The organism is Streptomyces sp. NPDC102279 (assembly GCF_044766365.1).
GTDB lineage: Bacteria > Actinomycetota > Actinomycetes > Streptomycetales > Streptomycetaceae > Streptomyces.
Window position 1 is genome coordinate 662,457 of record NZ_JBIWLU010000001.1, and the last position, 12,194, is coordinate 674,650.

The following is a 12,194-nucleotide window of genomic DNA, read 5'->3' on the forward strand; positions in this document are numbered from 1 at the left end:
GCCCCCGCCCCCGAAGCTTCACCCCCCTCAGTTCCTGAGCACCGAGATCCGCCCCGTCCGGAAGGATTCCCATGTCTGAGAACCACGATGCGATCGTCACAGACCCGAAATCGGAAGAGGCCGGAGGTGGCTGCCCCGTCGCGCACGGCCGCGCCCCGCACCCGACCCAGGGCGGCGGCAACCGTCAGTGGTGGCCGGAGCGCCTCAACCTGAAGATCCTCGCGAAGAACCCCGCCGTGGCCAACCCGCTCGGCGAGCAGTTCGACTACGCCGCCGCGTTCCAGGGCCTCGACCTCGCGGCCGTGAAGCAGGACATCGCCGAGGTGCTCACCACCTCCCAGGACTGGTGGCCCGCCGACTTCGGCCACTACGGCCCCTTCATGATCCGTATGGCGTGGCACAGCGCGGGCACGTACCGCATCAGCGACGGCCGCGGCGGCGCGGGTGCCGGCCAGCAGCGCTTCGCCCCGCTCAACAGCTGGCCGGACAACGGCAACCTCGACAAGGCCCGCCGTCTGCTGTGGCCCGTGAAGAAGAAGTACGGCCAGAGCCTTTCCTGGGCCGACCTCATGGTCCTCACCGGCAACGTCGCCCTGGAGCAGATGGGCTTCGACACCTTCGGCTTCGCCGGCGGCCGCGCGGACGTCTGGGAGTCCGAGGAGGACGTGTACTGGGGCCCGGAGACCACCTGGCTGGGCGACGAGCGCTACACGGGCGACCGCGAGCTGGAGAGCCCGCTCGGCGCCGTTCAGATGGGCCTCATCTACGTCAACCCCGAGGGCCCCAACGGCAACCCGGACCCGCTCGCCGCGGCCCGCGACATCCGTGAGACGTTCCGCCGTATGGCGATGAACGACGAGGAGACGGTCGCCCTGATCGCGGGCGGTCACACCTTCGGCAAGACCCACGGCGCCGGCCCGGCGGACAACGTCGGCGACGACCCCGAGGCCGCCCCGATCGAGGCGCAGGGCCTCGGCTGGAAGAGCACGTACCGCACCGGTAAGGGCGCGGACGCGATCACCTCCGGCCTGGAGGTCACCTGGACCACCACGCCCACCCAGTGGAGCAACGGCTTCTTCGACAACCTCTTCGGCTACGAGTGGGAGCTGACCCAGAGCCCCGCCGGCGCCAACCAGTGGAAGCCGAAGGACGGCGCGGGCGAGGGCACCGTCCCGGACGCCCATGACCCGTCGAAGAAGATCGCCCCCTCGATGCTCACGACGGACCTGTCGCTGCGCTTCGACCCGATCTACGAGCCGATCTCCCGCCGCTTCCACGAGAACCCGGCGGAGTTCGCGGACGCCTTCGCCCGCGCCTGGTACAAGCTGACCCACCGCGACATGGGCCCGAAGTCCCTCTACCTCGGCGCCGAGGTGCCGCAGGAGACGCTGGTGTGGCAGGACCCGCTGCCCGAGGCGCAGGGCGCGGCCATCGGCGCCGAGGACGTCACCGCTCTCAAGGCGAAGCTCCTCGACTCCGGCCTGTCCGTGTCGGAGCTGGTCTCCACCGCGTGGGCGTCGGCCTCGACGTTCCGCGGCAGCGACAAGCGCGGCGGTGCCAACGGCGCCCGTATCCGTCTGGAGCCGCAGCGCGGCTGGGCGGCCAACGACCCCGACCAGCTGGCCTCGGTGCTGCGCACGCTGGAGAGCGTCCAGCGTGAGTTCAACGCCGGTGGCAAGCACGTCTCGCTGGCCGACCTGATCGTCCTCGGCGGCGTCGCGGCCGTCGAGAAGGCCGCCAAGGACGCCGGTCACGACGTCCAGGTGCCCTTCACCCCGGGCCGCGTCGACGCGACGGACGAGCACACCGACGCGGAGTCGTTCGCCGCGCTGGAGCCGGCCGCCGACGGTTTCCGCAACTACCTCGGCAAGGGCAACCGTCTGCCGGCCGAGTACCTGCTGCTCGACCGTGCGAACCTGCTGACCCTGAGCGCCCCGGAGCTGACGGTCCTCGTCGGCGGCCTGCGCGCGCTGGGTGCCACCCAGGGACAGTCGGCGCACGGTGTCCTCACCGAGACGCCGGGCAAGCTGACGAACGACTTCTTCGTCAACCTGCTCGACCTGGGCACGACGTGGACGGCGACGTCCGAGGACGCGACCACGTTCGAGGCCCGCGACGCCTCGGGCAAGGTCAAGTGGACCGGTACGCGGGCCGACCTGGTGTTCGGCTCGAACTCCGAGCTGCGCGCGGTCGCCGAGGTCTACGCGAGCGACGACGCGAAGGCGAAGTTCGTGAAGGACTTCGTCTCCGCGTGGGACAAGGTCATGAACCTCGACCGGTTCGACCTGGTCTGACAGCCGCCGCGGAACGTCTCCCGTCCACGGTCTGACGACTGAGGACTGACGACCGCCGTCAGGGCCGGCCTCCTTCGGGGGCCGGCCCTGACGCGTGTCCGGCCCGCAGGACCCGGGAGCCGGGGCGTCGCCGAGCCGCCGCTCAGGCGTGAGCCGCGGGACACCCCATAGGCTGGCAGCCATGAGCGCACACTTTGACGTGGTGGTCCTGGGCGCCGGCCCGGGTGGTTATGTCGCGGCGATCCGGGCGGCCCAGCTCGGACTCAGTACGGCGGTCGTCGAGGAGAAGTACTGGGGCGGTGTGTGCCTGAACGTGGGATGCATCCCGTCGAAGGCGCTGCTGCGCAACGCGGAGCTGGCCCACATCTTCACCCAGGAGGCCAAGACGTTCGGCATCCGCGTGGACGGTGAGGTGACCTTCGACTACGGCCAGGCCTTCACCCGTAGCCGCAAGGTGGCGGACGGCCGAGTCAAGGGCGTCCACTACCTGATGAAGAAGAACAAGATCACCCAGTTCGACGGGCGCGGCACCTTCTCGGACGACCACACCCTCCAGATCGCCCTCACCGACGGCGGCTCGGAGACGGTCACGTTCGACCACTGCGTCATCGCGGCGGGCGCCACCACCCGGCTGCTCCCGGGAACGTCACTGAGCGAGCGCGTGGTGACGTACGAGGAGCAGATCCTGTCGGACACGCTCCCGGAGAGCATCATCATCGCCGGGGCGGGCGCCATCGGCGTCGAGTTCGCGTACGTGCTCCACAACTACGGCGTCGAGGTCACCCTCGTCGAGTTCCTCGACCGGATCGTCCCGCTGGAGGACGAGGAGGTGTCCGCCGAGCTGGCCCGGCGCTACAAGCGCCTAGGCGTCAACGTGCTGACGTCCACCCGGGTCGAGGCGATCGACGACTCCGGTGACGCGGTCAAGGTCATGGTGACCACGGGCGGCCAGCGGCAGACGCTGGAGGCGGGCAAGGTGCTCCAGGCGATCGGGTTCCAGCCGCGGGTGGAGGGCTACGGCCTGGAGAACACCGGGGTGAAGCTCACCGAGCGCGGCGCGATCGACATCGACGGCCGGGGCCGCACGAACGTGCCGCACATCTTCGCCATCGGGGACGTGACGGCGAAGCTGATGCTCGCGCACGCGGCCGAGTCGATGGGCATCGTGGCGGCGGAGTCGATCGCCGACGCCGAGACGATGGAACTCGACTACGTGATGATCCCGCGGGCGACCTACTGCCAGCCGCAGATCGCCAGCTTCGGCTGGACCGAGGCGCAGGCCCGCGAGCAGGGCTTCGACGTCCAGGTGGCGAAGTTCCCGTTCACCGCGAACGGCAAGGCGCACGGCCTCGGCGAGACCGCGGGCTTCGTCAAGATCCTCTCCGACGCGCGGTACGGGGAACTCCTCGGCGCCCATCTGATCGGGCCCGAAGTCACCGAGCTGCTGCCGGAGTTGACGCTCGCCCAGCAGTGGGACCTCACGGTCCACGAGGTCGCCCGCAACGTGCACGGGCACCCGACGCTCGGCGAGGCGGTCAAGGAGGCCCTGCACGGGCTCGCCGGGCACATGATCAACATGTGAGGGCGCTCGACCTCCCACTGGTCCGCCCGCGACCCCTCCCCGGTCCCTCCCTGCCCCCCCCTGGCCCCCTGGCCCCGCCCCGCCGCTGTCCACGAGGCGGACAGCACGAACAACAAGGTGTTGGGTGCATCTAGTGTGCGGGTACGCCGACCGCAGAGGGGAGCCCGGGGATGGGTGAGGTGCCGACCGAGGAAACAACCGAACTCCGAGAGGCGGTCGTCGCACTCCGCGGGGTGAGCGTGCGCCGTCACGCGACGGGTCAGGCGATCCTCTCGGAGATCGACTGGACGGTCCGGTCCGGTGAGCACTGGGCGCTGCTCGGCGCCAACGGCGCGGGCAAGACGACACTGCTGCGGCTGCTGGGGGCGCTCATGCACCCGACGTCCGGGACCGTCGAGGTGCTCGGGTTCCGGCTGGGCCGCGTCGACGTGCGGGAACTGCGCGCCCGCCTCGGCCACGTGAGCACCGCGCAGCGGGTGCCGCTGGACATGCCCGCGCACACGGTCGTCCTGACGGGCCACACCGGCACCGTGCAGCCGCTGTGGCGGAAGTACGACGACGCGGTGCGCGGGCGGGCCGACGAACTGCTGGCCGAGCTGGACATCAAGGAGCTGGCCGAACGGCCGTACGGCGTCTGCTCGGGAGGGCAGCGGGCCCGTGTCCTGATCGCCAGGGCACTGATGGCCGACCCGTCCCTGCTGCTTCTCGACGAGCCGTTCAACGCACTGGACCTGCCCTCCCGCGAGGATCTCGTGGACGCGATGCAGCGGCTGGCCGAGAGCCGTCCGGGCCTCGCGACGGTGACGGTGACGCACCATCTGGAGGAGCTCTCCCCGGCCGTCAGTCACACTCTGCTGCTGCGGGAGGGCCGTGTCCTCACCCGCGGCCCCGCGGACGAGACCCTGACCGATACGTGGCTGACCAGCTGCTTCGGCCGCCCCATCACCGTGGCCCGGCACGACGGCCGGTGGGCGGCCTACTCCGGTCGCTCCGGCGGTCGCTGACGGTCCGTCGGGAACCTGCGGCCGACTGGGGGCCACCACGGCGGATCTTCCCGTCGGTGTGTGCCGGCGGCGCTCCTGGGCATGATCCGACGGGGGCTCGTACGTGCGCGTGCGTGCGAACGGGGCGCACCAGGCGACAGAGTGAGCCCTGTACGCGCCCCCTGCCGTGCGGCGAAAATGCGCCTGTCGAGGGTCATGTGGCCGCGACATCGCGTACCCCGCCGCCAAGTCACCAGGAAAGCAGGTCGGCTGCCGTGCTGTTGCGTCTGCCCACGTCCGTGTCCGAAGCACAGGAGTGCATGGCCGAGGGGGCGGTGCCGATAGGCGGCGCGACGCTGGTGTGGGCCGCCTGGCAACGGGACGGTTTCCCGGAACTGGCGATGTCGCTGCGCGACCTCCCGGAGGCCAACACGATCGGGGGCGAGACGCTGGGAGCGGCCGTGCTGCTGCACCGGATCGACGACCGTGTACCGGAGGTGCTGCGCCGGGCCGCGGCCACCGTGGGGACCGGGGCGGTACGCCGGACGGCCACCGTCGGCGGCAATCTCGTCGGCAGCTCGTTGCGCTGTCTGCTGCCCGGCGCCCTGGTCCTGGACGCGCGCGCGGTCATCCTGGAACAGGACGGGGTCCGCGAGACCGATCTGGCGGAGGTCATCGCCAAGCGCCACCTGCTCCTCGGCCTGCGCTGGAGCGCTCCTACGGCCAGCAGTTACCACAAGTCGCAGGGCGAGGCGGGCGGGGCGCCGCCGCTCGTCGTGGCCGCCGCCCTGCATCCCTCCGCCGACGGGCAGTACCTCCTGCGCGTCGCCGTGCGCGACGGGTACGAGGTGCTCGACGACAGCATCGTGTGCGACACGGACACGGACTCCGTCCTCGGCACGCTGCGCAACGGCGACCTGGGCCAACTGCCGTCCGCCGCCTGGGACATCGTGAGCCGTCGGACCACCGACCTCCTGGCCCGCACCGCGGGGTGACAGGGCCACGCGGAAGACCCGGCGGGCATCGCGTCCGAGGACGGCGTTCCGGCCGGGCCTTCGGGTCCGCGGGCTACTCCCCCGCCGGGCCGCCGACCGCGACGGGAACGGGGGCCGCGCGCCAGTAGCCGAGAGCATGCACCCGCGGGCGGGGGACGTTCAGCTCCTTGCGGACGTAGGCGGAGAGGGTCCGCGTGGTCGTGGTGTCGCAGGTGATCCAGACGTACGGGTCGGGTTCGTCGCGCAGCAGTTCGGGCAGCTCGGCCCTCACCCGCTCGACGAGGTGTGCGCCGTCGTCCCGGCGGGGCAGCGGACGCAGCTCGTGCCGGGCCGGGTCGAGGGCGCACGGGAGCCCCTCGGGGTCGCCCTCGAACCAGATGGTCGCGGGTGCCGAACCCAGCGCGCCGATCAGGGAGTTGAGGGCGGGCAGGGCGGCCGGGTCGACGACGGCGAAGACGTGGGACGGCGCGGGCGCGGGTTCCTCGAAGTCCGTGCCCTGAACCGTGGCCTCGATCGTGTCGGCGGGCCGCGCGGCGCGCGCCCAGTCGCTCGCGCACCCTTCGTGCAGCGCGAACTCCAGGGCGAAGGTGCCCGTCGCCGGGTCCGGGTCGACCAGCGTGTACGCCCGCTGATGGGGCCGCCCCGCGTTGGCGAACCACAGGCGGACCCACATGGTCGGGTGGACGCCGGTCGCGGCGAGCAGACCCCCGTCACCGACCCGCAGGCGCCGGTAGAGCGGTGCCACGTCCTCCACGGCCGTCACGGTGAGGACGAAGTCCCTGGCCCTCAGCAGTTTGAGGACCGCACCCTCCCAACCACGTCGCTGCCCCATCCACCCTCTCCCCTCCGAAAACGATCTCTTGGCGATATTAGGCAAGCCTAACCTAATATGATCCGCCTCCGGTCACGACGGGCCGGCCGACACAAGGAGTTCCATGTCCGAAATGTGCGCCCCCGCCCGGCCGTTCGTGCACGAAGAGCACCTTCCCGGCGTCGGTACCTTCCGCATCCTGCCCCTCGACCCCGCCGTCGACTGCGCGACGATCCACGCGTGGGCCGGCCAGGAGCGCGCCGCCTTCTGGGGCATGAACGAGCTGACTTCCAGCCAGATCACCGACATCTACAGCGAGTTGGGAAAGTTGACGACCCACCACGCCTTCATGGTGGAGAAGGACGACGAGCCGATCGCCCTGCTGCAGACGTACGAGCCGGAGGCCGACCGCGTCGGCGAGTGCTACGAGGTCCGCTCCGGGGACATCGGGATCCATCTGCTGCTCGCGCCCGCGGGCCCGGAAGGGAGCCACGCGGGCTGGACGGCGTCCCTGTCCGCCGTGATCGCCACGTACGTGCTGTGCGGGCTCGACCGGCGGAGAGTCGTCACCGATCCCGACGTCCGCAACCAGAAGGCGATCGACAGACTCCTCAGACAGGGATTCGTGGCCGGACCCGTGGTCGTCCTGCCCGAGGTCGACCTACCGGAGGTTCATCTCCCCGAGAAGCACGCCCAGTTGGCCTTCCTGCCGCGCGAGGTCGTCTTCCCCGACGGCTCCTGAGAAACCGGCCGACCCGTCGGTGCCCAAGGCGGCGCAGCCCCCCGCCCGGCACGCCGTACCGCCGCGCGGAAAATTCAACAAGGGCCGCCGTCTCATCCGGATCGAGGAGCGCCGGCACCGGCGGCACCGTCCGAGAGGGATCGGAGCAGGGTACTCAACGCCGAGCTGACCTGCGTATTCACCAGGTGCGACTCACAGGGCCGCGGCCCTGTGACATCGTCCTCTCACCGTCCGCCGCAATCCGGAAGATTTCATCGGCGTGGAAATCGTCGCGCTGACTGCCGAGTCTGGTGTGAGGCACCGGGATCCACCCGGACCGCTCGGACGAAGGACAGAGGCCATGCCCTCCACGCGCGCCCAGACCGCCGGCTCCCCGCCGGCCGCACGTCACAATCTGATCCTGGTGGTCACGTGTCTGGCCCTGGGCACGGTGGTCGCCGCCATGGCCTCGTTGAACGTGGCCCTGCCCGACCTCGCCCGCGAGACCCACGCCAGCCAGACACAGCTGTCCTGGATCGTCGACTCCTACAGCCTCGTCTTCGCCTCGCTGCTGCTTCCGGCCGGTGCGCTCGGAGACCGTTTCGGCCGCAGGCGGGCGCTCCTCGCGGGCCTGTCGATCTTCGGAGCCGGATCGGCCGCGGCCTCTCTCACGACCGACCCGTCGACGCTGATCGCCCTGCGCGGAGTGCTGGGCGTGGGGGCCGCCCTGGTGATGCCGGCCACGCTGTCCACCATCACCAGCACCTTCCCGCGGGCCCAGCGGGCGCGGGCGGTCAGCGTCTGGGCCGCGGTCGCCGGCGCCGCCGCGCTCGTCGGGCTGTTCGCCACCGGCGCGCTGCTGGAGGGCTGGTCATGGCGCTCGGTGTTCCTGCTGAACGTGGTGCTGGCCCTGGTCGCGCTGATCGGGACCCTGCTCTTCGTACCCGAGTCCGCGGAGCCTCAGCAGCCCCGGCTCGACATCGGGGGCGCCCTCCTCGCCGTGGCCGGTCTGGTCGCGCTCGTCTACTCGGTGATCGAGGCGCCGACCCGCGGCTGGGCCGACCCGGTCACGCTCGGCGGCATCGGGCTCGGCCTGGTGGTCCTGGCCGGTTTCGTGCTCTTCGAACTGCGTCGCGCCAACCCGCTGCTGGACCCCCGGCTGTTCCGCAACCAGCACTTCGCCGCCGGTTCGCTGTCGATCATGCTCCAGTTCTTCGTCTTCTTCGGCTTCATCTTCGTGATGATGCAGTACCTCCAACTGGTCCGCGGAGACAGCGCGTTGATGGCCGCGACCTCCATGCTGCCGATGGCCGTGACGATGGTCCCGGTCTCGCGTGCGACGCCGCGCCTGGTGGCCCGGTTCGGCTTCCGCGGGCCGTGGGTGGCCGGTCTGGTGGGCGTCGCCGCGGGCATGGGCGTCCTCTCCCTGCTCGACGCGTCCAGCCCGTACTGGCTCATCGCCACAGGTCTCGTACCGCTGGGCGCCGGAATGGGGCTGGCCATGACGCCGGCCACGACCTCCATCACGGACGCCCTGCCGCGCTCCCTGCAGAACGTCGGGTCCGCGATGAACGACCTGGCGCGTGAACTGGGCGGGGCCCTCGGGATCGCCGTCCTCGGCAGCCTGCTGAGCGCCACCTACCGCGACCACCTGAGCCTGCCGGGCCTGCCGGGCCACGTGGCGGACGCGGCCCGGTCCTCCCTCGCGGCAGCCCACACCATCGGCGGCCCGGTCTCGGACCACGCGACGACCGCCTTCGTCGACGGCATGCATGTCGCGCTCCTGGGAGCCGCTGCCGCGGCGGTGCTCGCCGCGGTGACTGTCGCCCTGCTGCTCCGTTCCGCCCCGCGTCCGCAGCAGTTCGACGACGACGAGGTGACCGACGTGACGGGTTCCGCCGACACCGAGGCGCAGGAGCAGCCCGCGTACCGGTGAACTCGGAGGGCCGGGGCCCGAGATGCCTCCGACAACGCCCGGACCGGCGCCTCGCATCGAGCGGGGCGCCGGTTCCGTCGTGGGCGCGTCGAAGCGGTCCGTCCGCGGCACCCCCGGTCGGCGGGTCAGGGGCGAACCCCCGGTGGCCGCACCGGACGGATGCCGGGCGCCTGGCGGCCGGGGCCCCGCAGCGCCTGCCGTAGTTGCGGGCTCACGAAACGGACCACCTCTTCGACGCTCATGGACACGATCGGCTCCAGGCGCAGCAGATAGCGCGTGGTGATGAGCCCGCCGATCACCGTGGTGAACGAGGCGGCACGCTGCCGGGCGTCCCGTCCGGGCACGAGGCCGGCGATCCGTTCCACGATCTCCCGCTCGACCGCTTCCTTGACGAGATCGCCGAAGCCGTCGTCGTCGATCGCGCTCTTCAGCATGGCGAGCAGGGGCGGCCCCGACACCGGGTCGTCCCAGACGCCGAGGACCTGGCGCAGGACCCGTTCGGGGAACGTACTCAGGTCCCCGTCCTCCGCGACCTGCGCGAGGATCTCGGCCGGGTTCGCACCGAGGGCGAGTGCGGCACCGAACAAGCCCTTCTTGGAGCCGAAGTAGTAACTGATCAGGGCGAGATCGACCTCGGCCTCACCGGCGATCGAGCGCAGCGTCACCGCGTGGTAGCCGTCCTCCAGGAAGCGGCGCCGTGCGACGTCCAGGATCGCCGCCCGGGTGTCCGGGCTGCCCGGCCTGCGTCCGCGCTGGGACCCGGATTTTTTCATCACGGATGAATTCTAGGGTCCGTGCCTCTGACCGGATACGCCGGGCAAGCTGCGGATTCGTCCGGTGTGAAGCTCTCCGGAACGATTCTCACGAAATGATGTCGTTCATCCATATGAGTGGTGCATCACACATCGGGGCCGTAGCGTCATGGCAGAGACGGAAGCCGGTGATCACCTGCCGGCGACCGAACGACAGTCGTCCCGCACGGAGCACATATGCGCAGCAGCACAGCGAGAACAGCAATCACCCTCTGCGCGGCCGCCTCGCTCGCCGCGGTCATGGGTACCGCCTCGGCAGCTCCGCAGTCCCCGGAGGCAGCACAGGCTCCGCGGCCGAAGCAGTCGACGCCCGTCCTCGTCGACTGCCTCTGGAAGCCGGACGTCCGCCCCACCGACTTCATCCTGGCCTGCGGCGACGGGAACAGCCGCCTCGTCTCCCTGCACTGGTCGCACTGGAACCAGAACTCGGCGGTGGCCCGGGGCGTCAACATGGTGAACGACTGCAAGCCGTACTGCGCGGCGGGCAAGTTCCACTCGTACCCGGTGGTCGTGAAGCTGGACCACCCGCAGGCGTGGAAGAAGAAGCCGCACCAGCGGCACTACACACAGATGACGCTGGTGTACACCCACGACCGCCCCGAGGGGTTCGACCGCACGGTCAGCTATCCGTTGTGGAACTGACGTCGGCACGCCGCCGGACCACCCGCGCGGCGCACTGACGGCGGGCCCTGGGCCCGCCGGGATCGCCTCCGAGGACGGCCGTCGCGCCGGACCGCCGGCGGTCCCGGCCCCACCCGAAACCCGTCCCTTCGTAAATCAGGGCAAACTGGTACACGTGGGCAACCGGCGCATGTCAGTGGGCAGCCTCGTGGAGCAACCGTCGGGCCGCGGCCTGGTGGCGATCCCACTGGCGTTGATAGTCGTGATCGCCGTCGTGGACATCCGCTCCCCCACCGACGTGCACCTCGGCCCGTTGCTGGTCATCGCGCCCACGCTCACGGCGTCGTTCTCCGGCCCCCTGCTGACGGCGCTCGTCGGACTCCTGGCCGTGATCGCGCAGATCGTCATCGCCGTGCTGCACGGCGGCCTCACCACCACCAACCACATGGCGCAGATCATCGCCCTGATCGTGCTCTCCACCCTGGTGGTGTTCGTTTGCCATGTGCGGGAGCGGCGGGCGCGCGAGCTGGTGCGGGCGCGGTCGGTGGCCGAGACGGCCCAGCGCGTGCTGCTGCGGCCACCCCCGCGCCGGATCGGTCCGCTGCGCACGGCCTGGCTGTATCTGGCGGCCGAGGACGACACGCAGATCGGCGGCGACCTGTTCGCCGTCACCCGCGCCGCCGGCGCGTCCACCCGCGTGATCATCGGCGACGTACGGGGCAAGGGGCTGGCCGCCATCGGCGAGGCCTCGGTCGTACTGGGCGCCTTCCGCGAGGGAGCCCACCGGTACGAGACCCTGCCCGAGCTGACGGCGGCCCTCGAGGTGAGCGTGTGCCGCGACCTGGACGAGGTCGCCGACACCCGGCACGACCCCGGCGAGCACTTCGTCACGGCCCTCGTCCTCGACATTCCCGACACCGACGCCGAGGTCGGGATGATCAACTGCGGCCATCCCCCACCACTGCTCCTGCGCGACCGCGAGGTCACGGTGCTGCACGCCCGGCACTCCGTCCCGCCACTGGGCATGTGCGAGCTGCCCGCCGCGAGCCACCACACCGATCCGTTCACCTTCGAAGCCGGTGACTTCCTGCTGCTCTACACCGACGGCGTGATCGAGGCCCGCTCACCGAGCGGGGCCTTCTACCCCCTGGCCGAGCGGCTCGCGTCCTTCCCGGCCTCCGGTCCCGACACCCTGCTGCGCCACATCCACGACGACCTGGTCCGTCACATCGGCGACGAGCCGGCCGACGACGCCGCCCTCCTCGTCGTCGAACGCACCACCGCCCACCACCTGCGGATCCCCCATCGCGTGCAGCAGGCCGAGGGACCGCCGCCCCGGCCCGACGCGAAGACGTCCTGACCGGGCCGACGGCGCACGTCCGGTCGAGTGGCGGGGCCGGGCGCCGCGGGGCGACGATGGAGGAAGTGCTGCTCGGCAG

10 protein-coding genes are annotated in these 12,194 nt (G+C 71.1%); 8 read left to right on the forward strand and 2 right to left on the reverse strand.

The genetic code is table 11. The features are described from left to right. Positions 1 to 71 precede the first annotated feature (71 nt). The 4 genes from katG (at position 72) to ACIRQH_RS02835 (ending at position 5,854) form a co-directional block, all read left to right on the forward strand. Positions 72 to 2,294: a catalase/peroxidase HPI gene (gene katG / locus ACIRQH_RS02820; RefSeq protein WP_358821332.1), complete on the forward strand. Its 2,223-nt coding sequence runs from the start codon at positions 72 to 74 to the stop codon at positions 2,292 to 2,294. 181 nt (positions 2,295 to 2,475) lie between these two features. Further along, complete coding sequence (gene lpdA / locus ACIRQH_RS02825; RefSeq protein WP_404223848.1) at positions 2,476 to 3,876, forward strand: dihydrolipoyl dehydrogenase; 1,401 nt, start codon at positions 2,476 to 2,478, stop codon at positions 3,874 to 3,876. 170 nt (positions 3,877 to 4,046) lie between these two features. Next, entirely contained in the window at positions 4,047 to 4,880 is an 834-nt protein-coding gene (locus tag ACIRQH_RS02830; protein WP_404223850.1) for an ABC transporter ATP-binding protein, read from the forward strand. A 254-nt stretch (positions 4,881 to 5,134) separates the two neighbouring features. Further along, positions 5,135 to 5,854 carry an FAD binding domain-containing protein gene (locus ACIRQH_RS02835; RefSeq protein ID WP_358821335.1) on the forward strand — a complete coding sequence of 240 codons (720 nt, stop codon included), beginning with the start codon at positions 5,135 to 5,137 and terminating at the stop codon, positions 5,852 to 5,854. A 73-nt stretch (positions 5,855 to 5,927) separates the two neighbouring features. Here the strand turns inward: ACIRQH_RS02835 and ACIRQH_RS02840 are convergent, their stop codons facing one another. Continuing rightward, a complete protein-coding gene (locus tag ACIRQH_RS02840; protein WP_404223852.1) occupies positions 5,928 to 6,686 on the reverse strand; it encodes a siderophore-interacting protein in 759 nt (252 codons plus the stop codon). A 112-nt stretch (positions 6,687 to 6,798) separates the two neighbouring features. On the opposite strand from ACIRQH_RS02840, the gene ACIRQH_RS02845 reads away from it, so the two are divergent. Both ACIRQH_RS02845 and ACIRQH_RS02850 read left to right on the forward strand, forming a co-directional pair. Next, entirely contained in the window at positions 6,799 to 7,407 is a 609-nt protein-coding gene (locus tag ACIRQH_RS02845; RefSeq protein ID WP_388865790.1) for a GNAT family N-acetyltransferase, read from the forward strand. Between the two features lie 340 nt (positions 7,408 to 7,747). Then, entirely contained in the window at positions 7,748 to 9,322 is a 1,575-nt protein-coding gene (locus ACIRQH_RS02850) for an MFS transporter (protein WP_404223854.1), read from the forward strand. Between the two features lie 125 nt (positions 9,323 to 9,447). Here the strand turns inward: ACIRQH_RS02850 and ACIRQH_RS02855 are convergent, their stop codons facing one another. Further along, positions 9,448 to 10,095, reverse strand: coding sequence for a TetR family transcriptional regulator (locus ACIRQH_RS02855; RefSeq protein WP_388932343.1), 648 nt, complete (start codon positions 10,093 to 10,095; stop codon positions 9,448 to 9,450). Between the two features lie 216 nt (positions 10,096 to 10,311). Between ACIRQH_RS02855 and ACIRQH_RS02860 the strand changes: the two genes are divergently transcribed. Both ACIRQH_RS02860 and ACIRQH_RS02865 read left to right on the forward strand, forming a co-directional pair. Next, entirely contained in the window at positions 10,312 to 10,776 is a 465-nt protein-coding gene (locus tag ACIRQH_RS02860) for a hypothetical protein (protein ID WP_358821339.1), read from the forward strand. A 169-nt stretch (positions 10,777 to 10,945) separates the two neighbouring features. Continuing rightward, the gene (locus tag ACIRQH_RS02865; protein WP_388865785.1) at positions 10,946 to 12,115 is read left to right on the forward strand and encodes a PP2C family protein-serine/threonine phosphatase; all 1,170 of its coding nucleotides are present in this window, start codon (positions 10,946 to 10,948) and stop codon (positions 12,113 to 12,115) included. The last annotated feature ends 79 nt before the right edge of the window (positions 12,116 to 12,194 follow it).

Coding starts and splice junctions, on each gene's coding strand:
- ACIRQH_RS02830 (WP_404223850.1), top strand. CDS start 4,047: ATGGGTGAGGTGCCGACCGAGGAAACAACCGAACTCCGAGAGGCGGTC.
- ACIRQH_RS02865 (WP_388865785.1), top strand. CDS start 10,946: ATGTCAGTGGGCAGCCTCGTGGAGCAACCGTCGGGCCGCGGCCTGGTG.
- ACIRQH_RS02850 (WP_404223854.1), top strand. CDS start 7,748: ATGCCCTCCACGCGCGCCCAGACCGCCGGCTCCCCGCCGGCCGCACGT.
- ACIRQH_RS02840 (WP_404223852.1), bottom strand. CDS start 6,686: ATGGGGCAGCGACGTGGTTGGGAGGGTGCGGTCCTCAAACTGCTGAGG.
- ACIRQH_RS02855 (WP_388932343.1), bottom strand. CDS start 10,095: ATGAAAAAATCCGGGTCCCAGCGCGGACGCAGGCCGGGCAGCCCGGAC.
- ACIRQH_RS02860 (WP_358821339.1), top strand. CDS start 10,312: ATGCGCAGCAGCACAGCGAGAACAGCAATCACCCTCTGCGCGGCCGCC.
- ACIRQH_RS02845 (WP_388865790.1), top strand. CDS start 6,799: ATGTGCGCCCCCGCCCGGCCGTTCGTGCACGAAGAGCACCTTCCCGGC.
- katG (WP_358821332.1), top strand. CDS start 72: ATGTCTGAGAACCACGATGCGATCGTCACAGACCCGAAATCGGAAGAG.
- lpdA (WP_404223848.1), top strand. CDS start 2,476: ATGAGCGCACACTTTGACGTGGTGGTCCTGGGCGCCGGCCCGGGTGGT.